21 protein-coding genes are annotated in these 23549 nt (G+C 63.8%); 6 read left to right on the forward strand and 15 right to left on the reverse strand.

The window, feature by feature from the left end:
• The first annotated feature begins 412 nt into the window (after positions 1 to 412).
• Positions 413 to 1024, forward strand: a complete 612-nt coding sequence (locus HPY67_16030) for a transglycosylase SLT domain-containing protein (GenBank protein ID NPV06223.1) — start codon at positions 413 to 415, stop codon at positions 1022 to 1024.
• Between the two features lie 108 nt (positions 1025 to 1132).
• On the opposite strand, the gene HPY67_16035 is transcribed toward HPY67_16030, so the two are convergent.
• From HPY67_16035 to HPY67_16060, 6 genes are all read right to left on the reverse strand, one after another.
• Positions 1133 to 3262, reverse strand: a complete 2130-nt coding sequence (locus HPY67_16035; protein NPV06224.1) for a fused MFS/spermidine synthase — start codon at positions 3260 to 3262, stop codon at positions 1133 to 1135.
• A 172-nt stretch (positions 3263 to 3434) separates the two neighbouring features.
• A complete protein-coding gene (locus tag HPY67_16040) occupies positions 3435 to 4229 on the reverse strand; it encodes a sterol desaturase family protein (GenBank protein NPV06225.1) in 795 nt (264 codons plus the stop codon).
• Between the two features lie 77 nt (positions 4230 to 4306).
• Positions 4307 to 5071, reverse strand: a complete 765-nt coding sequence (gene hisF / locus HPY67_16045; GenBank protein ID NPV06226.1) for an imidazole glycerol phosphate synthase subunit HisF — start codon at positions 5069 to 5071, stop codon at positions 4307 to 4309.
• Between the two features lie 69 nt (positions 5072 to 5140).
• Entirely contained in the window at positions 5141 to 6265 is a 1125-nt protein-coding gene (msrA, locus tag HPY67_16050) for a peptide-methionine (S)-S-oxide reductase MsrA (GenBank protein NPV06227.1), read from the reverse strand.
• A 98-nt stretch (positions 6266 to 6363) separates the two neighbouring features.
• Positions 6364 to 7617, reverse strand: coding sequence for a cytochrome C (locus tag HPY67_16055; GenBank protein NPV06228.1), 1254 nt, complete (start codon positions 7615 to 7617; stop codon positions 6364 to 6366).
• A 75-nt stretch (positions 7618 to 7692) separates the two neighbouring features.
• On the reverse strand, positions 7693 to 7983 hold the full coding sequence (locus HPY67_16060) for a hypothetical protein (GenBank protein NPV06229.1): 291 nt from the start codon (positions 7981 to 7983) through the stop codon (positions 7693 to 7695).
• A gap of 185 nt (positions 7984 to 8168) precedes the next feature.
• On the opposite strand from HPY67_16060, the gene HPY67_16065 reads away from it, so the two are divergent.
• Positions 8169 to 8507, forward strand: a complete 339-nt coding sequence (locus tag HPY67_16065; GenBank protein ID NPV06230.1) for a hypothetical protein — start codon at positions 8169 to 8171, stop codon at positions 8505 to 8507.
• Positions 8508 to 8622: 115 nt separating this feature from the next.
• On the opposite strand, the gene HPY67_16070 is transcribed toward HPY67_16065, so the two are convergent.
• The gene (locus HPY67_16070; protein ID NPV06231.1) at positions 8623 to 9258 is read right to left on the reverse strand and encodes a hypothetical protein; all 636 of its coding nucleotides are present in this window, start codon (positions 9256 to 9258) and stop codon (positions 8623 to 8625) included.
• Between the two features lie 43 nt (positions 9259 to 9301).
• A complete protein-coding gene (locus HPY67_16075; protein NPV06232.1) occupies positions 9302 to 10111 on the reverse strand; it encodes an alpha/beta hydrolase in 810 nt (269 codons plus the stop codon).
• Between the two features lie 204 nt (positions 10112 to 10315).
• On the opposite strand from HPY67_16075, the gene HPY67_16080 reads away from it, so the two are divergent.
• Positions 10316 to 11344, forward strand: a complete 1029-nt coding sequence (locus HPY67_16080; protein ID NPV06233.1) for a hypothetical protein — start codon at positions 10316 to 10318, stop codon at positions 11342 to 11344.
• Between the two features lie 215 nt (positions 11345 to 11559).
• Here the strand turns inward: HPY67_16080 and ilvD are convergent, their stop codons facing one another.
• From ilvD to tatB, 7 genes are all read right to left on the reverse strand, one after another.
• Positions 11560 to 13224, reverse strand: coding sequence for a dihydroxy-acid dehydratase (ilvD, locus tag HPY67_16085; GenBank protein NPV06234.1), 1665 nt, complete (start codon positions 13222 to 13224; stop codon positions 11560 to 11562).
• A gap of 188 nt (positions 13225 to 13412) precedes the next feature.
• Positions 13413 to 14465: a ketol-acid reductoisomerase gene (ilvC, locus tag HPY67_16090; GenBank protein ID NPV06235.1), complete on the reverse strand. Its 1053-nt coding sequence runs from the start codon at positions 14463 to 14465 to the stop codon at positions 13413 to 13415.
• Between the two features lie 123 nt (positions 14466 to 14588).
• Positions 14589 to 15074 carry an acetolactate synthase small subunit gene (gene ilvN / locus HPY67_16095; GenBank protein ID NPV06236.1) on the reverse strand — a complete coding sequence of 162 codons (486 nt, stop codon included), beginning with the start codon at positions 15072 to 15074 and terminating at the stop codon, positions 14589 to 14591.
• Between the two features lie 87 nt (positions 15075 to 15161).
• Positions 15162 to 16874 (reverse strand): biosynthetic-type acetolactate synthase large subunit, encoded by a 1713-nt coding sequence (ilvB, locus tag HPY67_16100; GenBank protein ID NPV06237.1) that lies wholly within the window; start codon positions 16872 to 16874, stop codon positions 15162 to 15164.
• A 336-nt stretch (positions 16875 to 17210) separates the two neighbouring features.
• The gene (locus HPY67_16105) at positions 17211 to 19163 is read right to left on the reverse strand and encodes a PBP1A family penicillin-binding protein (GenBank protein NPV06238.1); all 1953 of its coding nucleotides are present in this window, start codon (positions 19161 to 19163) and stop codon (positions 17211 to 17213) included.
• Between the two features lie 86 nt (positions 19164 to 19249).
• Positions 19250 to 20005 carry a twin-arginine translocase subunit TatC gene (tatC, locus tag HPY67_16110; GenBank protein ID NPV06239.1) on the reverse strand — a complete coding sequence of 252 codons (756 nt, stop codon included), beginning with the start codon at positions 20003 to 20005 and terminating at the stop codon, positions 19250 to 19252.
• A 101-nt stretch (positions 20006 to 20106) separates the two neighbouring features.
• A complete protein-coding gene (tatB, locus tag HPY67_16115) occupies positions 20107 to 20388 on the reverse strand; it encodes a twin-arginine translocase subunit TatB (protein NPV06240.1) in 282 nt (93 codons plus the stop codon).
• Positions 20389 to 20541: 153 nt separating this feature from the next.
• On the opposite strand from tatB, the gene HPY67_16120 reads away from it, so the two are divergent.
• The 3 genes from HPY67_16120 to gatC all read left to right on the forward strand — a co-directional run bounded on the left by HPY67_16120 (position 20542) and on the right by gatC (position 23497).
• The gene (locus HPY67_16120; protein NPV06241.1) at positions 20542 to 21600 is read left to right on the forward strand and encodes a histone deacetylase; all 1059 of its coding nucleotides are present in this window, start codon (positions 20542 to 20544) and stop codon (positions 21598 to 21600) included.
• 681 nt (positions 21601 to 22281) lie between these two features.
• Complete coding sequence (locus HPY67_16125; protein NPV06242.1) at positions 22282 to 23025, forward strand: transposase; 744 nt, start codon at positions 22282 to 22284, stop codon at positions 23023 to 23025.
• Positions 23026 to 23209: 184 nt separating this feature from the next.
• On the forward strand, positions 23210 to 23497 hold the full coding sequence (gatC, locus tag HPY67_16130) for an Asp-tRNA(Asn)/Glu-tRNA(Gln) amidotransferase subunit GatC (protein NPV06243.1): 288 nt from the start codon (positions 23210 to 23212) through the stop codon (positions 23495 to 23497).
• Positions 23498 to 23549 lie beyond the last annotated feature (52 nt).

Here is a 23549-nt window from a genome sequence, read left to right on the forward strand (position 1 = left end):
AACTGAAAACGCCGGGGCTGGCAAGGGAGGAAAAGGCCCCACCCGCGGCGGGGCGGGCACGGCCTGCGGCTTCGTCGCTGCCGCGCCCCCGGAATCCGGCCTTCAAGAAAAGAAAAAATCAAGCTTTTTATGCATCGGGAGGCCAAAAATGCCCCGTTTTTCTCGTATGTTCTTGATAATATTGATCTTTATAAGAAAACGGCCACTTTTTTCTTGCAATCCCCGTCATCGGCTTGTAACATTCATAAAAACAAAGTTGCAGCGGGTGCACGATTCAACAGCAGTCTTTGAACCAGCCTGACCTTCCGGTCCCCTTGTCCCGCTGAAATCCCCCAACGACAACGCCTGAGAAAAAGCCTCTCGACAGGACCAGCCGGGTGGGGACAGGACAGGAGAAAGAAGGGGAGGAGACATGAAAGCGATGAAATACTTGGCCCTGCTGGGGTTGATCGTCGGCGTGGTGTCGCTGACGAGCCTGAATTTTTCCGACGAGGCCGCTCAGTACAGCAGCCTCGGTTTTGAGTTCAACTGGGAGGAGGAGCGCGCCGTGGAGCTGATCGCGGCGCACTTGGCGGAAAAGAACGCCCTCATCCCCGACGGGGAACTCCGGGAGATTGCGAGGACCATGTACGACGCCGCGCGGCGCTACGAAGTCGATTACCGACTGGTCCTGGCCGTCATCGACGCCGAGAGCAACTTCCGCCACAATGTCGTTTCCGACGCGGGGGCCATCGGGATCATGCAGGTCAAGCCGGTCGTGGCCCGGGAGTTCTCCGAAGAGGTGGGGATCCCGTACAGGCGGGACGTCCTCCAGTGCCCCCACGCGAACGTCCGCTTCGGCGTCTACTACCTGTCGTGGCTGAGCCGGCATTACGACAACGAGTACGCCGTCCTCTACGCCTACAACGTGGGCTTCACCCGGGCCCGGCAGAACATGCAGCGCAACAGCGAACCGAAGACCTGGTACACAAGGAAAGTCATGGAGGAGTATGAGCGGAACCGCGCCAGGCTCCCGGGCGTCTGACCCGGCGGCCTCAGGCAAAAGGGCCCGTGCAGAAAGGAAAAGCCCCCGCTTCCGGGACGGAAGCACGGGGGCTTTTTTTTGCCGTTTTTGCCGTGGCCGCTCGCTCCGTCATCTCCAGGGCCGGATGGACTCGAGCCAGGCCTTGAGGTTGAACTCCCCCCAGCGTTCCTTCGTGCTGTCCCTGAGCGGCGCGAGGATGTTGATGTAGTCGTCCGTCCAGGGGACCGCCTCCCTGAGGCCGTCGCCCGGCCCGAAAGGGATCCAGCCTTTCTTGAGCAGGGCCCTCAGCCGTTCGGGCTTCCTGGCAAGAACCACGCACCACGTGGCGCTCTGGTTCGCCTTGAGTTCGGTTTTCGGCGTCGGCACGTTGATCGCGCCGGCGAGCCCGAGCTGGGCGGCAATCGCCTTGATGACGGGGCGCAGCTCGTAGTAGCGGTTCGACACGTGAAAGAGGATCACCCCGTCGGCCTTGAGCCGCTCCAGGTAGATCTGGACCGCTTCCCGCGTCAGCAGATGGGTCGGGATGCCGTCGCCCGTGAAGGCGTCCATGTGGATGATGTCGTACGGGGGCTCATGCCGGCCGCTGTTCTGCATCGCAAGCCTCCCGTCACCCACGACGACCCGCACGTCCCCCCTGCTCTCACTCAGGAACGAGAACCAGTGGCGCGCGATCCCCTCGTTGTCGGGGTCGATCTCGTAGAAGACCATGGTTTCGCCCGGCTTGACGTAGGCCGCCGCGGCGCCCGCCCCAAGCCCCAGAACGGCCATTCTCCGGACAGGAGGGGTCGTCTCGTAGACGTCCGCGATCCCGCCGCCGATGAAGTAGTACATGATGGGGGTCAGTCGCTCCTCGGGGTCCAGGAGCTGTGCGCCGTGGATGGTGCGGCCGTGAAGGAGCTGCCGCACGTCGTGGGGGTGGGCTTCCACGTCCCATATCGTGTAGGTGCCGTAGAAGTTGCGGTGGCGGAAGCGCACGGGCTCCTGCAGGGCGTCCGAGCCTTCCTTGACGATGAGGAACACGAGGAAGGCCACCGTTACGGCACGGCCCGCAGCGACCGCGTAGGAGAGACCGGTCCTGGGACGGGTCAGCGGCTTCTCCCGGCACCACCAGAAGGTGGGGGCCAGCAGCACGATGATGATCGGGTATTCATAGAGCGCCGAGAACAGGAAGGGCGCCCCGAGGCTGATCAGTGCCCCGCCGACCCAGCCGCCCAGGGCCGCCGCAAGGTAGAAATTCGTCAGGCGCGATGCCGGGGGCCTCAGCTCGTAGAGCGTCCCGTGGGACACGAGGCAGACGAGGAAGAAAACCGTCAGGTGCCCGATGATGGCGAGCCAGTGCACCGGCCCGAGGAGGTACATGAGAAGTCCGGCCAGCAGGATTTCGGGCCAGGCGTTGCGGAGCGCGCGGGGCACGCCGCCGCCGGTCCGGAAGGTCACGATGAAGCTCCCCAGGTACAGGGCGAGCGGCAGGATCCAGGTCAGGGGGAAGGACCCCACCTCGAGGGCGATGTAGTTCGTCACCGCCAGCAGGAATGCCGAGGGCAGGCAGGACAGCAGCAGCCATTTGCCGTAGGTTGCGGCGCCGACGGCCACCCCGTCTTGCCGTCCTTCGCCCTGGGCGGATGCCGCCGCCGGTCCCAGGTTGGGGCGCAGCAGGAACCACGATGCGACGACGAGCGCGGCGTACAGGACATACGTCAGGCTCCAGGCGATGCTCTGCAGCCTCACCCCCATGAGGGGCTCGGCGACGAAGGTGTATCCCAGCAGGGCGATCAGGGAGCCCGCGTTGGACGCGGCGTAGAGCGGGTAGGGCTCCTTTTGCGTGCCTAGGCGGGACTCGCTCAGCCAGGCCTGGGCCACGACGGCCGTCGTGGAGAGCACCGCGAAGGGGATTGCGACGTAGACCGACAGGACGTAGAGAAGATGCCCGAGCGGGGCATGCGGGTCGGGCTGGGCGTGGACCCGGAGCGGCAGGTTCACGAGGGGAAGGGCAAGGATGGCCAGGTGCCACACGCCGAGTTTCCTGGCGAAGAGGTGGGCGTAGAGATACCCGATGAACAGGACGGCCTGGAAGAACATCAGGCAGGTGAGCCACACGTGGGCCGCCCCGCCGAAATAGGGGGTCAGCAGCCGCCCCGTGAGCGGCTCCAGCCCGAAGAGCAGAATCGCCCCGCAGAAGACCATGGCCGTCAGGACGGCCATGGCCAACCGGTCGCTTCCCGCATCCGCCGTTTTCATCCCTCCCAACCTCCGAAAGCGGTATTCCATACCGCTTATCGGACCGATGGGCAAGCTGTTTTTTGAGGGGGACACGCAGGCCAGAAAACCTGGAATCATGGAGTATTGGAAGGATGGGCGTAATGGATCATTTTGCAATATTCCATTATTCCGACATTCCGGTTTCCCTTCTTCAGGGGTGCCTCTGCGTGAAGGGCAGGGCCAGCAGCTGCACAAGGCCGAGCCGCGACGGGTCGCGGAAGTTGGCCAGCCCGATCGTCATCCCTTCGTGTCCCCGCTCGGGTTGGGGGCGGTAGGTGCCGAAGAGCCGGTCCCAGATGGAGAGATTGAAGCCGAAGTTGCTGTTGCGCTCCCGGATGACGACGGAGTGGTGGACCCGGTGCATGTCCGGTGTCACGACGAGAAGCCTCAGCACGCCGTCGAGCCCGAGCGGGAGCCTCAGGTTGCTGTGGCTGAACATGGCCGTTGCGTTCAGGATGATCTCGAAGAGGATGACCGAAAGGGCAGGCGGCCCGAAGAGGTAGACGAGACCGAGCTTGATCCCCATGGAGAGGACGATCTCGAGGGGGTGAAAGCGGATCCCCGTGGTGAGGTCGAAGTCGAGATCGGCGTGGTGGATCATGTGCAGACGCCACAGCGCCGGCAGGTGATGGAACAGCACATGCTGGACGTAGATGAAGAGATCGAAGAGGACCACCCCGATGAGGACCGCGGCCCCGTAAGGGACGGGGTAGGCATTCAGAAGCCCCCATCCTTCCCGGCTGCACAGCAGGGCAAAGCCCACGGGGAGAACGGGGAAGAGGAAACGGACGATGAGGGCGCCCAGCGTCACGATCCCGAGATTGGCAACCCACCGGGCGGCCTTGGAGACCGTCAGGGCCCTCCTCGGCGCGATCCGCTCCAGCACGGCGAGGACCAGAAGGGCCCCCAGGAAGAAGCCCAGGCGGATTGTTGCTTCGTTTTCCACGAGGCCGTCACCCGATGTTGCGTAACATTCCAGCAACCCCCCGGAAGAGCATCGGCGATCAAACGGGAACGCTTCCGTTACAGGTTCACACGGAGCCCCCTGTCCCGCAGGTACTCCTTCACCTGGCGGATGCTAAAGGTCCGGAAGTGGAAGACCGAGGCGGCAAGGACGACGCTCGCGCCGCCCTTGACGACGGCCTCGTAGAAGTGCTCGAGCTTTCCGGCCCCGCCCGAGGCCACGACGGGCACGCTGACCGCGTCGGCGACGGCCCTCGTGAACTCAAGATCATAGCCTGCCAGGGTCCCGTCCCCGTCCATGCTCGTCGGCAGGATCACACCCGCCCCGAGGTCCTGGCACTGTCTCGCCCAGGCGATGGCGTCCTTTCCGACGGGGGTGGTGCCGCCCGCCACGACCAGCTCGAACCCCGAGGGCATGGCTTTGTTGCGCCGCGCGTCGATGGCGACGGTGATCCTCCCGGTGCCGTACCTGTCGGCCGCCTCCCGGACGAGCGCCGGCCTCTTCACGGCGGCGCTGTTCATGGAGACCTTGGCGGCACCCGCCCCGAGGACGAGCTCGATGTCCTCGAGGCTGTTGATCCCGCCCCCGACGGTCAGCGGGATCGAGATGACGGCCGAGACCTGCCGGACCCACTCCAGGCGGGTCTTGCGGTTTTCGACCGTGGCCGCGATGTCCAGCATCGCCAGCTCGTCGGCCCCTTCCTTTTCATAGAAGGCGGCGTTCTCCACGGGGTCGCCCGCGTCCCGGATGTCCACGAAGTGGACCCCCTTGACGACGCGGCCGTTTTTCATGTCCAGGCAGGGCATGACCTTGATCGGATCCATCGCGTTCCCCTCCTCGTCACAGAATAGCGGTTCCCGATGGATACCCGATTCGGGCCCTTGCCTTCAATGTTATTTTTTCTCGAAGAGCTTGCGGTATTCCCCGTAGCCCTCCTTTTCCAGGTCCTCCTTCGGGATGAAGCGCAGGGCCGCAGAGTTCATGCAGTAGCGCAGGCCCGTCGGCGCGGGCCCGTCGGGAAAGACGTGCCCGAGGTGCGAGTCGGCGTGCCGGCTGCGGACCTCGGTGCGGACCATGAAGAGGCTCCGGTCCGTCCGCTCGACGATGTTGCCGGGCTCCAGCGGCCTGGTGAAGCTCGGCCAGCCGGTGCCGGAATCGTACTTGTCCAGCGAGCTGAACAGGGGCTCGCCGGAGACGATGTCCACGTAGATCCCCTCCCGCTTGTTGTCGTGATACTCGTTCCGGAAGGGCGGCTCCGTCCCGTCTTTCTGCGTCACCTGGTATTGCAATGGCGTGAGTCTCTGCCGCAGGGTCGCGTCGTCAGGCTTCGACCAGGACTTCCCGGCGGGTCCCGCGGACTTCGGCTTCTCGTCGCCCCAGGTCTTCTTCAGGAACTGGTCCCGACCCGAGTTGGATCGGTAGAACTGGTAGCGCAGGGGGCTCTTCTTGTAGTAGTCCTGGTGGTAGTCCTCGGCCTCGTAGAATGTCGTCAGGGGAAGGATCTCCGTCGCGATGGGCCTGGCGAACTTCCCGGAGCGGGCCAGCGCATCGCGCGATTTCTCGGCGAGCCGTTTCTGCTCCTCGTCGTGGTAGAAGACGGCGCTGCGGTACTGGGGACCCCGGTCGACGAACTGCCCGCCTCCGTCCGTGGGGTCGATGTGCCGCCAGAAGACCTCGAGGAGCTGCTCATAGGTGACCTTCTCCGGGTCGTAGTGCACCTGGACGGCCTCGAAATGGCCCGTCCGCCCCGAGGACACCTCCTCGTAGGTGGGGTTTTCCTTCCTGCCGCCCGTGTACCCCGAGATCACCTTCAGGACACCGGGCACCTTTTCGAAGTCCGATTCGGTGCACCAGAAGCAGCCGCCCGCAAAGGTGGCGACCTTCGTGTGTGCGCTTTCTTTCGTCATGGGTGATTTCCCCTCGATGGCGCTGGTTTCCGGGCTCCGGCAGCCCAGGGCCAGGATCAAGACGAGCCCGGCGAAAATCCATTTTCTCTTGACCACGGTATGGACCCTCATGTCCCGTAATTTGGTGGCGCCCCGGCCGATTGTAAAGGGCGGGGAAAAAAGAAAGGCGCCCCCGGTCGCGGGGGCGCCTGCCGAAAGGGCCTATCGCCCTATCTTCTCTTGCCTTTCTTTTCCTTCCTCAGGTCGGCGGCCATCTTCCGGATCTCCGTGAGGTCCGAGACCATCTTGCTCCAGCCGTACCAGAGGGCGTAGTCGGGGTTGGCGTGGAACGTGCCCTGGAAGGTCCGCATCCGATGCTCGAGGAACATGAGGTAGAGCTTCTGCTCGATCGACGTCGGCGCGTCGTGGAACGCCAGCAGGTCCGGGTATGGGTAGGCGTAATGCCCGGGTTTTGGAATGATGCGGTCCCGGTAAAGGCCCGCCACGATCTCGATCGCCTCGGCGAGCAGCCGGTCCGCCTCGCGGATCATCATGTCGCCCTTTTCGAGCTCGCCGCGGGCGAAGTTGGGCGAATGGCACTGACGGCAGTTGGCGAACATCCGGTCCCGCTCCTTCTGCCAGGCCTCCTGGGTCGTGCGGAACACGTCGAGGTCCCTGAGCGCGCCGAAACGGGCCGTCGGCTTGCCCGCCGGGTCCAGGGCCCCGAGCCCTTTGAGGATCTTCGTCCGGTCGGCGGCCCACTGGGGATCATCCGGCATGGGGAGCCTCACGGCCACGAACCCCCAGGCCGTCCGCACGGCGTGGTTGCCGTTCGTCATGTGGCAGCTCTGGCAGGTGGGCGCCGCGGCGCTCCCGGGAAGGGCGCCGAGCTGCTTCAGCTCATTGCGCACCCCGTGCTTCGACGAGGAGTACATCTCCCACTGGGGGTGGTCGATGCCCATGTGGCAGGTGCGGCAGGCCTGTGGCTGCAGGGCCTCCGTCTTCGAGAAGATATGCCGGGTGTGGCAGGAATCGCAGGAGGCCACACCGAACTGGCCGCCCTGCTTTCTCAGCTCCTTGATCTCGGCTTCCGTCTTGATCCCGATCTTGTGGCATCCCCCGCAGCCCTTCATGCCGTCGATCATCGCCATGGGCTGCATGTGGAAGGTGGGCATGGCCTTCATGGCGTCCCAGGCCTTGGCGTGCTTGCCGTCCTTGAACTGCTTGACCTGGGTGCCGTGGCAGTAGGCGCAACGCTCGGGCGTCGGAATCTCGGCCAGCGCGACCGTCTCGGGCGAGAAATGCTTGTCACCGTGACAGACCGCGCAGTCGACACCCTTCTGGCTGTGCTTGCTGAGCTTCCAGTCCGAGACGATGCCCGGCGTGACCGCCGCGTGGCAGTCCGCACAGAGCTTCGCCGACTGGACCGACTTGTTCTCCGTGGGCAAGCCCGCCTTGACCCACTCGTTCCAGCCGCCCGCCAGGGCGTAGACCTTCGTGTATCCCCGCTTGTAGAGCTCGACCGCCGCCCGGGCAGCCGTGTATTCCCTGGGTCAGGCTCAGTAGATGATGTAGGTCTTGTCCTTTTGCGGGTGGTTCTTGACGAACTCGTCGAGCGTCTCGGGCTGGAAGAAAACGGCGCCGGGCAGCTTCCGGTCGCTCTGCTCGTACTGCTTGATGTAGCGGCCGTCCATGACGACCACGCCGGGCTTCCCGAGCATCCCCCTGACCTGCTCCTTCGTGAGGCGGGGGACCTGCTCCACCGATGACGGCGGCGCGGACCAGCCGGCCAGGGTGACAAGCGACAGGAGCGCGGCAAGGCATGCAACGAGGATCGGCTTCGCTTTCATATCGGGAACCTCTCGGGCGTCGTTGCGCAAACGGCGGCTGCGGTTATCACAGGGGCTACCCTACACTTTTTCCCCGTTTGCTGCCAACTGATTTCTTTTCAGGACAACCCTTGAAACGGGTGCGGAAGGGCCTTATGCTGTATCCCGAGGCTGCTTCGATGCAGAAAAAAAAGAAGAGGAAACCCGTGACTGACAGGCGAGCCGCCGTTTTGTTGTGCATCGCGGTCCTGGCCCTTGCGACGGCGGGGTGCGCGCCACATCCGCGTGTCTACGCGGAGGGGGTCCTCGCTGCGGACCACAGGCTCATGTCCAAACCCGAGCTGATCCGTCATCTGGACCGGGTGGAGAGTGAACTGGCCCGCGTCCATGCCGGCGGGGCCGCCCCGGAAGGCGTTCCTGCGGACGTCTACACTGCCGATCTGCAGCAGCGGATGCGGGACGTTCAGCGCGAGATCGGCCTGCGGAACATCTGGGAGAGAAAGTCCTACTGGGAGCGCCGGGAGATGTGGGGACCCACCCGCTGAGGCGCCTCGCTCGTCAGCAGCCGACAGTCGGCGGCATACCGCCTGAGAGATTCAACCGGGACAAATCTTCTTGCTTTTCATCTCTCCCCGGTCACTGATCTCCGGTCACCGATTTTCATCTTCTTCCACACCCTGCGCCCGCAGGGGACTTGGTGAACGAGAAGACCCGGCGGGTATTGACGAAAGTTCCGAGGCTTTCGACGCGGCCTTCAAGGCCCTCGAAGAGTGTGGCGGGCGAATGCCTGTGAGGGTAGCCTTCCCCGCTCACCGTATCGGTAATCAGAACCCCGCCGGTCCGCAGATTGTCGGCCACGAGGCTTCGGATTCCGCCCTGCAGGATCTCCGGAGCAATGGCGTGTGTCCATCCGACCATGATGACGGCGTCGAATGTGCCGTGCAGCGCATCCCGGGGGAACTCGCTTCGGGCGAATCGGGCCTTCCCTTTGGCATGTGTCCTGCGGAAGACTTCCGCGCCGCGCAGGACGGCCTCGTCCCTGTCGAGGCCGAGGCGCTCCTCGTAGTCCAGGTTCAGGAGAATGTCCCCGAGTCCGCAGCCGATATCGACGACTCTTTTTCTCCGTGCCGCCGGTTGAGCGTTGAGATATTGAATGACGGCGACGGCATAGTCCTTCGCCGCAAGAGGGCATTGGTGCCACCTGTCGATCCTGAAAAACCGGCACAGGAAAAAGCGAAAGGCGAGCTCGGCCCTGTTCCCGGCGGCCCTGATGATTCGCTGCGGAGTGATGGACATGCCAAAGGGGCCATGCACGAAAGATGCCGCCCATCATGGCTGCCTAGCGGCCGATTTTCTTCAGGAACCCGTCGATGCCCTCCCGGTAGGCCCCGGCAGACAGGAAGAGAGCGTCGTTGTGCCCGCCGCGCAGCTTGATGAAGGCTTTCGGCTCAGGCGCCGCCTCGTAAAGGGAGACCCCCTGGGCGAAGGGGGCGATCTCGTCGTCGGGGCTGTGGATGACGAGCACGGGGCAGCGGACGTTGCGGACGTGCTCGAGGGTGTTGTATTCGAAACGGGCGAGCCACCGCACGGGCAAAAACGGGTAGTGGTGGCCCGCGATGTCGACGAAGCTCGTGAAGGTGGAATCGAGTATGAGTGCCGCGGGGGTTTTCTCCCGGGCGAGCTTCGCCGCAATGGGGCCGCCGAGGGACTGCCCGTAGAGGAGGATCTCTCCGGCGGGGACCTTGCGCCTCTCCGTCAGGTACCGCCATGCCCCCGCCGCGTCGCTGTAGGTGCCCTCCTCGGAGGGTTTTCCCTCGCTGCGGCCGTAGCCCCGGTAATCGTAGATGAAGGTGGAGAGCCCCACCCGATGCAGGTTCTCGACGAAGGGGAGGTTGTAGGAAATGTTGCCGCCGTTTCCGTGGCTGAAGAGGACGACCCCGCGGCCCGCCTCCGACGGCACGTACCAGGCCGCCAGCTGCACGCCGTCGGCGGCCTCGAAGGAAACCTCCTCGTAGGCCATTCCCCGGTCGCCCGGCGTGGCGACGATCTGCCCGTCCGGGAAGTAGACGAGCCGCGACTGCAGGAAGAACATCAAGGCGAGTACCCCCGTGACGGAAAGGGCGATGGCGCGAAGGGCGGCGGAAACCATGGAGATAATGAAGTTGCGAAGTTAGGAAGTTGATAGCGTAAAATACGCGTTACCTGTTCTTTGAAAAAGCAGAGAGCATCTGATACGCCTTTGGAGAATTCGCCAAAACTCGAAAGGAGGTATCAAGATGCTCCCAGGAGAGTTACCCCTCCCGGATGGATTGTTGCCTGCCCCGGGGACGTTGTCAACCGGTTGTTTGTTCATTTGGCCGCCCTGTACGATCAGGCCTTTCCCCGGAGTTACGGGCAGCGGCTTCGGGACATCCAGCTGCAGTGGCTGTCGGCCCATCGGGGCCGGCTGCGCTGTCCGCGCTGCGACGGCACGGCGCTGATCCGCAAGGGTTGGCGGAGCCGGGTGCTGCGGACGTCGCGGGGGCGCCTGTCACTGGCGGTCCTGCAGATGCGCTGCAAGGCCTGCGGCCGGACGTTTCGGCCGGTCAATGCCGTGCTGGGGCTTCCCTTCGGGCGGCGCTTCCTCGACGAGCTGGTCGAGAAGGCCATCGGGCTGGGGATCCAGATGCCCTTCGGGCGGGCCTCCTGGGCCCTGCGCGCGCTGCTGGCCGATGCGCCTTCCCCGGAGGGGCTGCGGCGCCAGATCGCCGCCCGGGCCGCGACGCTCGCCCCGAGCGACGAGGTGGCCGGCAAGACCGTGCTGGTCGACGGCACCCGGGTCAAGGCGGGGAAGAACCCGCGGGGCTCGGCCGTTTATCTGGCCGTCAGCGCCATCCCGGGTCCCGCGGTGGCCGGACGCCCGACCATCGTCAAGCGGCTGGTGCACGTGCACGTGGGTGATGCCGAGGGGCTTCGCCGGCGACTGCTGGGGTTGCCCATCGAGCGGCTCGTGCATGATGGGGGCCTGAACCTCGAGGCCTGTGCCTCTGCGGTCCAGCGCTGCCGCTGGCATCTGGTGCACCAGCTCAATCACTACCTCTGGCTCGACGGCATGCAGGTCGAGCAGCGCCGGCACTACCAGAAGCGCCTCAAGCGGTTGCTGTGGCGCCGGGGGCCCCGAGCCCCCGAGGGCTTGGATGCCTTTATCAAAGAGCTGCAGCGCGACGGCTTCCGTCAGTCGGCCGAGCACCTCCAAAACGCTCAGCCGCACGCCTTCAGCTGGCAGGCCGACAAGGGCTTTGCCTTCACGACCACCGCTCCCCTGGAGCGGGAGATGAGGGAACTCAACCGCAGGGCCGATGCGGGGCCCGCTGGAGCGACCGCGGGATCGAAAACGTCCTGACGGTGCTGTTCCACTACCGGCTCAATGAAAAACCGATAGTGCCCCTAAGGGCGTATCAGTAGGTAACGTGTTTTTGTTGCTATCAGGAAGTTGAGAAGCTAGGAGAACCCGGTGGGCAGCGCTCGGTCTGCGGCGAACCGAAATTCCCAACTTCATAGCTTCCCAGCTTCTGAGTAGGGAAGGGGAGCCTCGTCGGCTCCCCTTCCCTTTTGCAATCACACCCTGTCTTTCAGAACGGCGCCCGTGCTCCCGGAGGTGACGAGGCAGGCGTACCGGGCCAGATAGCCCGACTGAATCTTCGGCTTCGGGGGCTTCCATGCCTTTTTGCGCTTCTTGAGCTCCTCGGCGCTCACCGCGAGGGTGATCTTGCGCTTCGGGATGTCGATGGCGATGCGGTCGCCTTCCTTCACCAGTGCGATGGGGCCGCCCTCGGCCGCCTCGGGCGAGATGTGGCAGATCGCCGCGCCGCGGGAGCCGCCGCTGAAGCGCCCGTCGGTCAGCAGGGCCACCGACTCGGCAAGACCCATCCCCGCCAGGGCGGAGGTCGGTGCGAGCATCTCGCGCATCCCGGGGCCCCCCTTCGGGCCCTCGTAGCGGATGACGACCACGTCGCCCGGCTTGATCTTGCCGCCCAAGATGGCCTCGATGGCGTCGTCCTCGCTGTCGAAGACGCGGGCGCGGCCCTCGTTGACGAGCATGTTCGGGGCCACGGCGGAGCGCTTCACGACGCCCCCGTCGGGCGCAAGGTTCCCCTTGACGATGGCGAGGCCCCCGTCAGGGCTGTAGGGGTTCTTGATCGGGCGGATCACGGAGTAATCCCAGACCTTGGCGTCCTTGAGGTTCTTCGCCACCGGGCCGGACACGGTGAGGGCCCTCCCGTCGATCACGCCGAGCTTGCTGATCTCCTTCATGACGCCCTGCACGCCTCCCGCCGCGTCGAGGTCCTCGATGTGGTGGGCGCCCGCGGGGCTCAATTTGCAGAGGTTGGGCGTCTTGAACCCGATCTGGTTGAAGAGCTCGAGGTCGAGCCGGATACCCGCTTCATGGGCAACGGCCGGAAGGTGCAGCACGGTGTTCGTCGAGCCGCCGAGGGCCATGTCCACGGCGATGGCGTTCTTGAAAGCGGCCAGTGTCGCGATGTCCCGGGGCCGGATGTTCTTCTTGACCAGCTCCAGAATCTTCATCCCGGCCTCCTTGGCCAGTCGCATCCTTGCCGCGTCGACGGCCGGGATCGTCCCGTGGCCGGGGAGGCCCAGGCCGAGCGCCTCGGTCATGCAGTTCATCGTGTTGGCCGTGTACATCCCGGAGCAGGAGCCGCAGCCCGGGCAGGCGCAGTCCTCGATTTCCTTGAGCTGCCGGGCCGTCATCTTGCCCGACTTCACGGCGCCCACCCCCTCGAAGACGGTGATGAGGTCGATGGGTTTGCCCCGCAGCTTCCCGGCCAGCATGGGTCCGCCGCTGATGAAGATGGAGGGGATGTTGAGCCGCAGGGCCGCCATGAGCATCCCGGGGATGATCTTGTCGCAGTTGGGGATGAGCACGAGGCCGTCGAAGGGGTGTCCCATGGCCATGACCTCGACGGAGTCGGCGATGAGCTCGCGGCTCGCCAGCGAGTACTTCATCCCCACGTGCCCCATGGCGATGCCGTCGCAGACCCCGATGGTGGGAAACTCCACGGGGGTGCCGCCCGCCATCCGGATGCCCGCCTTGACCTGCTCGGTCACGCTCCGCAGGTGGATGTGCCCCGGGATGATCTCGTTGTAGGAGTTGACGACCCCGATCAGGGGGCGCGCAATCTCCTCGTCCGTGTAGCCCATGGCCTTGAAGAGGGAGCGGTGGGGCGCCCTCTCCACGCCTTTCTTCATCAGGTCGCTTCGCATGTGTTTTCCCCTCCCTTTCGGTTGCGGAATGCTCTCCTTATGCCACAAGGCAAAGGGAGGGTCAATCGTTGGGTCCCTCCCTTGTCCTGGCGAAGTTGAGAAGCTCGGAAGTTGGGAAGTTCGGAGAGTCCGAAGGCTCTCCTTTGTCCCCTCGTTCTCAACTTCTCATCTTCGTAACTTCCCAGCTTCTATTTTTTTCTCCGTTCCGGCCTCAGGGAGCGGACCACGGCGCCCGCCTGCCACATCTCGGAGTTGCGCATCTGCCCGAGCTCCCGCTCGAGCCGCTCCCGGTAATCCGGGGCGCTGTTCGCCTCCAGAACGATTGCCGTTTCCTTGCCGGAAACGACCCGGTCGTAAAGCTCGTCGAACACGGGGGCCACGGCGTCCCGGAAGCGGTTTTTCCAGTCCAGCGCGCCGCGCTGTGCGGTGGTGCTGCAGTTGGCGTACATCCAGTCCATGCCGTTTTCGGCCACCAGCGGCATGAGGCTCTGGGTGAGCTCCTCGACGGTCTCGTTGAAGGCCTCGCTCGGGCTGTGCCCGTGTTTCCGCAGCACGTTGTACTGGGCCTCCATGACCCCGGCGAGGCACCCCATCAGCACGCCCCGCTCCCCCGTCAGGTCGCTCCAGACCTCGTGCTCGAACGTCGTCGGGAAGAGGTACCCCGAGCCGATGGCAATGCCGAGCGCCAGGGCCCTGTCCCGGGCCCTGCCCGTTGCGTCCTGGAAGACGGCAAAACTGGAATTGATGCCGCTTCCGGCCAGGTAGTTCCGCCGCACCGTGCGCCCTGCGCCCTTCGGGGCGACCAGGATCACGTCGATGTCTGGCGGCGGGATGACCCCCGTCTGCTCCTTGTAGACGACGGAAAACCCGTGGGAGAAATACAAGGCCTTGCCTTTCGTCAGGTGAGGCTTCAGCTTCGGCCAGAGAGCCTTCTGGCCCGCGTCGGAGAGCATGTACTGGATGATGGTGCCCCGTCGCGCCGCCTCCTCGAGGTCAAAGAGCGTCTCGCCCGGCTTCCATCCGTCCTGGACGGCCTTGTCCCAGGTGGCCGTTCCCTGCCGCTGACCGATGATCACGCGGATGCCGTTGTCTCTCAGGTTCAGGGACTGGCCCTGCCCCTGGACGCCGTAACCGATGCTGGCCACCACCTCGTCCTTGAGAACCTCGCGGGCCTTGTCCAGGGTGAAATCCTCCGAGGTGATGACCTCCTCGACCACCCCGCCGATGTTGAGCTTTGCCATGGGTTCCTCCTTCGGTCGTGTTGGGTTGACGGATTGCCTGCGCCGGGCATCCCGAAAAAAGGGCAATACCCCCCGCTGTCCTGCCGGCAGGAAATGCGTGCCCCCGGCGGCGTCCGCAGGCTCTCAGTTCTTCCGTTCCAGGGCGGCGATGCCCGTCCGGGCGACGTCGTCGATTCCGAGCGGCTTCAGGGTCTCGAGGACCTTGTCGACCTCGGCCTTGCTCCCCCTGAACTCCAGGACGCAGTGGTCCGAGTTGAACGTCAGGATCTTGCAGTTGAGCTGATTGATCTTCCGGATCAGCTCGTTCTTGTTGTCAGCCGTGAGGGTCATCCGGATCAGCGCCAGTTCCCTCTTGACCGTCTCCACGTCGGTGAGGTTCTCGACCTTGATGACGTCGATGAGGCGGGCGAGCTGTGCCTCGATCTTCTGAATGGTCGCCTTCGTGCCGATCGTCGTGAGGATGATCTTGGAGACGTCGGGGTTGACCGTGACGTCCACGCAGAGCGACTCGATGTTGTACCCCTTGCCGCCCAGGGTCCCCGCCACGCGGGCCAGCACGTCAGGCTTGTTGTTGACGAGAATGGAGATGACGTTTTCTCTCTTTTCCATGATGCCGCGCCTTCCTTTGCTATGAATTCCGGGCCGCCTCTCTGCGGTCCCGTTTCGTTCCGTTTCCTGAAGCCCGATGCCTGAAGCCTAATTCGTCATTTCCCGCGTCCCGAGCGTCATCTCGCTGATGGAGGCCCCCGGCCGCACCATCGGGTAGACGCACTCCTCGCGGGCGATCTGGAAGTCCATGAGACAGGGCCTGTTGCTGAAGAGCCCCTTCTCGAGCACGGGACGGATCTCCTCGGGCCTCTTCGCCCGGAAGGCCTCCCACCCGTAGGCCTCGGCGACCTTCACGAAGTCGGGCTGGAAGGTCATGTCCGTGTTGGAGTATCGCTTCTCGTAGAAGAGCTCCTGCCACTGGCGGACCATCCCGAGGTAGCCGTTGTTGAGCAGGACGATCTTCACGGGGATGTTGTACTGCATGGCCGTGGCCATCTCCTGGATGTTCATCTGGATGCTGCCGTCGCCGGCGATGTCCACGACGATCCGGTCGGGAAAGGCGAGCTTGACGCCGAGGGCCGCGGGGAACCCGTATCCCATCGTCCCGAGCCCGCCCGAGGAGATGAACGTGTTGGGGTCGTCGTAGCGGTAGAACTGGGCCGCCCACATCTGGTTCTGGCCCACCTCGGTGGTGATGATGGCCTTGCCCTTCGTCAGCTCGTAGAGCGTCTCGATGACGCACTGGGGCTTGATGTGCTCGGCGTCCTGGCAGTAGGCCAGGGGCGCCTTCTTTTTCCACGCCTCGATCTGCTCCAGCCAGTCCTTGCGCTCCGCGTCGGTGGGCGCGTAGTTGTTGTCCTTCAGCAGGCGGTTGATGTTTTCCAGGGCGCTCTTGGCATCGCTGACGATGGGCAGGTCCACGACGATGTTCTTGTTGATCGACGAGGGGTCCACGTCGATGTGGATGATCTGCGCGTTGGAGGCAAAGGTGTCGAGCTTGCCCGTCACCCGGTCGTCGAAGCGGGCGCCGATGCAGATCAGCAGGTCGCAGTGGCTGATGGCCATGTTGGCGTAGTAGGTGCCGTGCATCCCCGGCATGCCCAGGAAGAGCGGGTCCGAGCCCGGGAAGGCCCCGAGGCCCATGAGGGTCGAGGTGACGGGGATCTTCGCGCGGCGGGCGAAGGCCCGCAGCTCGTCCGAGGCCTTGCCCAGGAGGATCCCGCCGCCGGTGAGCAGCACGGGCCGCCTCGAGGCCCTCAGCATCTCCAGCATCTGCACGAATTTCTTGGACGACGGCTTGGGCGGCAGCGAGAGCTTCGTCGCGTTGATCCGGATCTTCGCCGGGTCGTAGTCCACCTCGGCGGCGATGACGTTTTTCGGCAAATCGACGAGCACCGGCCCGGGGCGGCCCGTCCGCGCGATGTGGAAGGCCTCGCGGATGGTGCTGGCCAGCTCGTCGGGGTTGCGGACGAGGTAGTTGTGCTTGGTGCAGGGACGGGTGATGCCCGTGATGTCGCACTCCTGGAAGGCGTCGTTGCCGATCAGGTGCGTCGGGACCTGCCCCGTGAACACGACGATGGGAATGGAGTCCATGTTCGCCGTGGCGATTCCCGTCACGGTGTTGGTGGCCCCGGGGCCGGATGTGGCCAGCGCCACGCCGACCTTACCCGTCGCGCGGGCGTAGCCGTCGGCGGCGTGCACGGCGGCCTGTTCATGGCGGACCAGGATGTGCTTGACGGCAGGGTTGCGGTGCAGCTCGTCGTAAATGTCGATGACGGCCCCGCCGGGGTATCCGAACATGACCTCCACGCCTTCCGCCTTCAGGCACTCGAGCAGGATCTGGGTTCCTTTCATTTTCACGGGACTACCTCCTCCAATCATGAAGAATAAATAATGATGGCAACAAAAAAAGCCGCCAACGGGTTCCGTCGCGGCTTGATCGACAGGAAAAAGCCGCGGTCTTTCGGGGGCCGCGGCTCGTTTTGCTCTATGTTTCCATCAGAGGGTGCGAGCTGCGGTCCCCGCCTGTACGATGACGACAACAACGACGACCACGATGCTCGTAATGATCTGACGGAACATGACATTCTCTCCAGACGGTGCAAACGAGGGCCCTTATGCAATAAAACCGGGCCTTTGTCAAGCTTTTTTCTTTTCCTTGCCCGGGACCCGTCCCCAAACCCCGGTCCCTGCCCGCTAGGGCCTCACCGGCTCCGAGGCCGGCTCGTCGCCCGAGGGGGGCGAGTACTCCCTGGGCGCCGTGCCCTCCAGGAAGCTCTCGAAGACGGAATCCTTCGTCCACGGGCCGGCCAGCAGGCCCGTCCTGGGGTCGATGCGGGCGAAGACGACCCCCTCGGGCGCAGTGAAGACCTCCACGGGCACTCCCTTCAGGGCCTGCTCCATGAAGTAGAGCCAGATGGGCGCCGCGGCCCGGCCGCCGACGCCGGATCGCCCCATCGTCTTTTCCGCGTCGAAGCCGACCCAGACCCCGGCCACGAGCGACGGGGTGTAGCCGATGAACCAGGCGTCGACGTAGTCGTCCGTCGTTCCCGTCTTGCCGGCCACGGGCCTCCCGATGGCCTTGACCCGTTCGCCCGTACCCTCCTGGACCACGTTCTGCAGCACCGACGTCGTGAGGAACGCCACGCGGGGGTCGATAGCCTGCTCCACCTGGGGGGCATGCTCCTCGAGGACGTGGCCGTTGCGGTCCACGATCTTCCGGATGAAGTAGGGCTCCACGCGCCTGCCGCCGTTGGCCAGCACCCCGTAGCCGCGGACCATCTCCTGCAGCGTCACCGTCGAGGTCCCGAGGGCCAGAGTGAGATCCCGGGTGAGCGGGGACTTGATCCCCATGTTGTGGGCGTAGTCGATGACGTAGGCGAGTCCCAGTTCCTGGAGCAGCTTCACGGTCACCACGTTGCGCGAGAAGGTCAGCGCCGTCCGGAGCGTCGTGGGCCCGAAGAACTTGTGCTCGAAATTCTGGGGTTTCCATTCCCCGCGGACGGGGTCGTTGAAGATGATGGGCGCATCGAGGATGACCGTCGCCGGCGTCATCCCCTTGTCGAAGGCGGCCGTGTAGACGAAGGGCTTGAACGACGACCCGGGGCGGCGCCGGGCCTGGGTGGCCCGGTTGAACTCGCTCTTCTTGTAGTCCCGTCCCCCCACCATGGCCTTGATCTCGCCCGTCCGGGCGTCCATGCAAAGCAAGGCCCCCTGGAGCTCGCCCGGCGTGAACTTCTCCCGTGTCTCCATCTCCCGGAGGCCCCGCTCGACGGCCTCGTTGGCCGCTTTCTGCAGATCCACGCTGAGTGTCGTGTGGACCTCGAGCCCCTCGCGGTACAGGGCATCGGAGCCGTACTTCTCCAGGATGTAGCGGCGCACGTTCTCCGTGAAGTAGGGGGCGATCTTCTCCCGGGGCTTCGACGAGATGAGCTTCAAGGGCTCCCTCATCGCCAGGTCCCTTGCCGCCGGGGTGATGTAGCCGTCCTCCTGCATCCGGGTGAGCACGTAGGCCTGGCGCTGGCGTGCCCTCTCCATGTTCACGTAGGGCGAGAACCGGCTGGGCGCCTTCGGCAGGCCAGCCAGAAGGGCCGCCTCGGGCAGGGTGAGGTCGCGCGCGGACTTCCCGAAGTAGCTCTGCGAGGCCGCCTCGATCCCGTAGGCCCCATGGCCGAGGTAGATGTGGTTGAGGTAGAGCTCGAGGATCTCCTCCTTCTTGAGGTAACGGTCGATCTTGTACGCGAGGATCGCCTCCCGGATCTTGCGCGTGAAGGTCCGCTCCGGCGAGAGATAGAGCGACCGGGCGACCTGCTGGGTGATGGTGCTGCCGCCCTGGACGATCTCGCCGGCGAGCATGTTCTTGACGAAGGCCCGCAGGATGCCGATCAGGTCGAGTCCCTCGTGCTGGAAGAAACGCGCGTCCTCGCCGGCCACGAAGGCCTTGATGACCACGTCGGGGACCTCGGCGATGGGGATGACCCGCCGGTCCTCGGCATAGAAGGAGTCGATGAGCTCGCCCCTGTCCGAGTAGATCCGGGTCGTGGTGCTCGGGCGGTAGTCTTTCAGAGTGTCCACGCTCGGGGACTCGTGGATGAGCCAGGCGATGAAGCCCGCGGCACCAAGGCCGGCCAGGAGCCCCACGGCGATCATGGACGTGAAGACCCGCCGAAAGATCCGGCTCCTGCGGGCCCTCCTGACGACGGCTCTCTTGATGGAGGAACGGCTGCTCGGTGACATCAGGCGGTTTCAGTGTCCTCGCGGTCTTTGCGCCGGGCTGCGAGCTTGGAAACGAGGATGCCCACCTCGTAGAGGATGATCATGGGGATGGCCATCATGCTTTGCGTGAAGGCGTCCGGCGTGGGGGTGATGAGGGCGGCGACGATGAAAAAGACCACGATCGCGTATCGCCGCATCCGCGCGAGCTTGCGGGGTGTCACCAGGCCGATCTTCGTCATGAAGAAGAGGAACACGGGGATCTCGAAGATGATGCCGAAGGCAAGCAGCAGCTTAAGCGTCAGCGTGAGGTACTCCCGCATGGAAAGCATGGGCTTGAGAAAGTCCGTGGAGAACTCCAGGAAAAAGCTGTATGCCGGGGGCAGAACGAGAAAGTACCCGAAGCAGACCCCGGCGACGAACAGCAGTGTCGAGGTCGCCACGAAGGGGGCCACGAACTTGCGCTCCCCGGGGTAGAGCCCCGGCGAGATGAATTTCCAGGCCTGGTAGAGCACGACGGGGCTGGCCAAGAACAGGCCCGCGTAGAAGGACACCTTGATGTAGGTGAAGAAGGCCTCGGGCAGCCCCGTGTAGATCAGGTGGCTGCCGGGCGGAAGCACGCGGATGAGCGGGCGGGCGACGATGGCGAAGAGGTCTTCCTTGAAGAAGAAGCAGGCCACGAAGGCGACGCCCACGGCAATCAGGCTCCGGACGAGCCTCTTGCGCAGCTCCTCCAGGTGGGCGGTCAGGGGCATCTTGTCTTCGTTGGGGTCGGTCATGATAAAAAAACGGCGAAGGGCGAAAGGCAAATGGCGTATGGCAAGAAACCGGTCATGTCTCTTCCCCCGAGCCTTTGCCCTTTATCCTTGCGCCTGGATCCTTATGCCGGCTTGTCTTTTTTTTCCTCCGCCGTCGCATAGGGGTCGGCGGGGGTCGACGGCGCCTTGTCCGCCTTCTTGTCCTCGAGGAGGGAGTCCTTCACCTGGTTGACTTCCTTCCGGATGCCCTCGTCGAAGGTGCCCTTGACGTCGTCCATGGCGTTCTTGAACTGGGCGACCCCCTTGCCAAGCGCCTTGGCCAGGTCGGGCAGCTTCTTCGGCCCGATGAAGATGAGCGCCACGATCAGGATGATGATCAGTTCCTGCATGCCGATGCCGAACACGGCAGACACCTCGCGGGAGCGGAATTTGGTTTACATAGCTTTTGTCCCCCCCATTGTCAAGGCTTTTGCCCCTTTTCGCAAGGGAATCCTTTTGATTTTTAAGGGATTGTGTGGTAAAGGGTTTCTTCCGATCTCAACCCGAAGGGGGCGCCTATGGCCGCGGCCACTGGAATCGTAAAGGATAACCGGTACCTCCGTCACGAGACTGGACATTACCACCCCGAGTCCCCCAAGCGTCTCGAGGCGATCTACAAGATGCTCGAATCGCCCGAGATGGCCGGGAAATTCGTGGAGGTGAAGCCCCGGGTCGCCCTCGACGAAGAGATCGAGATGATCCACAAGCACTCGTACGTGAAGATGATCGCCCAGTCGGCGGGAAAGGACCACACCTACCTCGACCCCGACACGGAGGCCTCCGCCGAGTCCTACGAGGTGGCCAAGCTGGCCGTGGGCGGCTTTCTCAACTGCATCGACGGCATCGTGAAGGGTGATCTGCGCAACGCCTTCGCCTTCGTGCGGCCGCCCGGTCACCATGCCGAGGAGAACCGCGCGGCGGGCTTCTGCATCTTCAACAACGTGGCCATCGGGGCGATGCACGCCATCAAGGTCCACGGGATGAGGCGCGTCCTCGTCGTCGACTGGGATCTCCACCACGGAAACGGGACCCAGAAATCCTTTTACGAGGACCCCCGGGTCGTGTACTTCTCGACGCACCAGTACCCCTATTACCCCGGCACGGGGGGCCTCCAGGAGATCGGCCGGGGCGACGGCCAGGGCTTCACGGTCAACGTGCCCCTGAGGGCGGGCCCGGGCAATGCCGAGTACGTCCGGATCTTCCGCAGGGTGCTCCAGCCCCTGGCGTTCGAGTACATGCCCGAGATCGTGCTGCTCTCGGCGGGGTTCGACATCTACTTCCGGGACCCCCTGGGGGGCATGAAGGTGACCCCGGCGGGCTTCGGCATGCTCGCCCGCGTGCTGATGGACATCGCCGAAGCGTGCTGCGGCGGCCGGTTCGCCGCCGTCCTCGAGGGCGGCTATCACCTGGGGGGTCTCACGGAGGGGATCAAGTCAGTCCTCGACGAGATGTGCGGCGCCACCCGGGTGACGGAGGCGGATCTGCAGCGTGTCGAGAGCGAGGCCGATGCGTCCATCAACCGGACGATCGAGTCGGTAATCGGCCAGATCAAGCCGTACTGGAAATGTTTTCAATAAAGACAGGCATAAGGCTAAAGGCACAGGGCATAGGGCGAAGGGTACAATAAGGAAGTGATTTGGCCCTGGGCCTTCAGTCATTCAAAGGCATAAGTGTCAAATGTCAGGACATCGGTTACCCAAAAGTGTCATGACATAGGTTACTCTTAAGGGTCCTTTTGGTGTCAGGACATCGGTTACCCTGACGGAACATATCCTGTACGATACTCTCTTTGAAGAACCCCGAAAGGAGAGTATCCATGGAAGAAGAGATCCGCAGGCAAGCCATTTACCGGCATATCGCAGATGGCGAATCTCCCAAGAGCATTTACACGAGCCTGAAGCGATCGAAAAAATGGTTCTTCAAATGGCTCAAACGCTACCAAACGGGAGATGCCGACTGGTTCAAGGATCAGGGCCGTGCACCCCGGCGGCGTCCGACCCAGACGAGCCAAAAGCAGCAGGATCTCATCATTGCCACCCGACAGCGTCTGGAGACTGAGCCTTATGCCCAGACGGGTGTAACCGCCATCAAGTGGGCCCTGAAGAAGCTCAAGGCCCCGTTCCCTTCGGACCGGCACATCACCCGGATCCTGAAGCGGGCAGGGCTCGTTAAAAAAAACTGCGTACGTCGCCAAAGGGGTCACCTACCCCTACTTTGCGGAGGCCCTGGAGGTCAACAACATCCACCAGATCGACCTGGTGGGGCCCCGGTATATCAAAGGCGACGGCCGGTTCTACTCGCTCAACGTGATGGATCGCTTCAGCCATGCGGTCTATCTCGAGTCGCAGCGAACCAAGGCCGATGACCCGGTGGCCGCCAGTCTCTTGCGGAGTTGGAAGGCCATGGGCATCCCGGACTTTGCCCAGTTCGACAACGAGCTGAGCTTCCGGGGCAGCAACCGTTATCCCCGATCCTTCGGGATCGTGATCCGGCTGTGTCTCTATTACGGGGTCACGCCGGTCTTTATCCCCATCAGCGAGCCTTGGCGAAACGGGGATGTGGAGCGGTTCAACGAGACCTACGACAAGATGTTCTTTCGCAGGCAGTGGTTCCCGAGCTACGAGGCCCTCAAGCGGCAAAGCAAAAACTTCCAGCGGTTCCATAACCGCCATCATCGGTACAGCTGCCTGGGCGGCAAAACCCCGATGGAGGTTCTGGCCGCCTCCGGCTACCAGCCCATGAGGGTGCCTCCCAATGCTCGGGTGCCCCGACTCGAAGAGATCCCCGAGGGGACCATCATCCTGATCCGGTTCATCCGCAGCGACCGGAAGCTGGATATCTTCGGGGAGCGGTTCGTCGTTGCCAAAGAGCTGGTCTACTCGTATGTCAAAGCCGTGATCGTCACTGCGGATCACGTTTTGAAAGTCTATCTCGGGAAGAGTTGGTGGAGGCCTTCGAGTATCGAATGCCTACCGAAACTTGGGAATAACGTCCTTGGGTAACCTATGTCATGACACTTTTTACCCTTAGACCCGGGTTACCTATGTCGTGACACTTGTCACATAAGAACTAGGGTGAACAATCGGGCTTAAGGCGTGTGGCACAGGGCTCAGGGGCATAGAAAATTCCGCCTCCTCTGCCCTAAGCCATGAGCCCTAAGCCTTCAGCCATTTTTGGAGGTATCCCTTGAAGATCACGAAGGAACAGGTCGAATACGTGGCGCACCTGGCGCGGCTCGAGTTCAGCGAGGAGGAGAAGGAGAAGTTCACCACCCAGCTCAACGACATCCTTCTCTACATGGAGAAACTCAACGAGGTGGACACGACGGGCGTCGAGCCCGAGACGCACGCCATCGCCATCCAGAACGCCTTCCGCGAGGACATCGTCCGCGAGTCCCTCCCCCACTCGCTCTCGCTGGCCAATGCCCCCTCCGAGAGCGGAAACTGCTTCCGGGTGCCGAAGGTGATCGAATAGGCTTGAGGCGTCGGACAGCAGGCAGCAGGCACCAGGAAAAGAGGAAGGAGCG

The sequence above is a fragment of the Syntrophaceae bacterium genome (genome assembly GCA_013177795.1).
GTDB lineage: Bacteria > Desulfobacterota > Syntrophia > Syntrophales > UBA2192 > UBA2192.

What these genes read in the sequence shown, in the direction of transcription:
- HPY67_16120 (NPV06241.1), top strand. Translation starts at nt 20,542, where the DNA reads ATGGCCGCGGCCACTGGAATCGTAAAGGATAACCGGTACCTCCGTCAC.
- ilvC (NPV06235.1), bottom strand. Translation starts at nt 14,465, where the DNA reads ATGGCAAAGCTCAACATCGGCGGGGTGGTCGAGGAGGTCATCACCTCG.
- HPY67_16105 (NPV06238.1), bottom strand. Translation starts at nt 19,163, where the DNA reads ATGATCGCCGTGGGGCTCCTGGCCGGCCTTGGTGCCGCGGGCTTCATC.
- HPY67_16060 (NPV06229.1), bottom strand. Translation starts at nt 7,983, where the DNA reads ATGAAAGCGAAGCCGATCCTCGTTGCATGCCTTGCCGCGCTCCTGTCG.
- HPY67_16070 (NPV06231.1), bottom strand. Translation starts at nt 9,258, where the DNA reads ATGTCCATCACTCCGCAGCGAATCATCAGGGCCGCCGGGAACAGGGCC.
- HPY67_16035 (NPV06224.1), bottom strand. Translation starts at nt 3,262, where the DNA reads ATGAAAACGGCGGATGCGGGAAGCGACCGGTTGGCCATGGCCGTCCTG.
- HPY67_16030 (NPV06223.1), top strand. Translation starts at nt 413, where the DNA reads ATGAAAGCGATGAAATACTTGGCCCTGCTGGGGTTGATCGTCGGCGTG.
- ilvD (NPV06234.1), bottom strand. Translation starts at nt 13,224, where the DNA reads ATGCGAAGCGACCTGATGAAGAAAGGCGTGGAGAGGGCGCCCCACCGC.
- tatC (NPV06239.1), bottom strand. Translation starts at nt 20,005, where the DNA reads ATGACCGACCCCAACGAAGACAAGATGCCCCTGACCGCCCACCTGGAG.
- HPY67_16075 (NPV06232.1), bottom strand. Translation starts at nt 10,111, where the DNA reads ATGGTTTCCGCCGCCCTTCGCGCCATCGCCCTTTCCGTCACGGGGGTA.
- ilvN (NPV06236.1), bottom strand. Translation starts at nt 15,074, where the DNA reads ATGGAAAAGAGAGAAAACGTCATCTCCATTCTCGTCAACAACAAGCCT.
- msrA (NPV06227.1), bottom strand. Translation starts at nt 6,265, where the DNA reads ATGAGGGTCCATACCGTGGTCAAGAGAAAATGGATTTTCGCCGGGCTC.
- hisF (NPV06226.1), bottom strand. Translation starts at nt 5,071, where the DNA reads ATGGATCCGATCAAGGTCATGCCCTGCCTGGACATGAAAAACGGCCGC.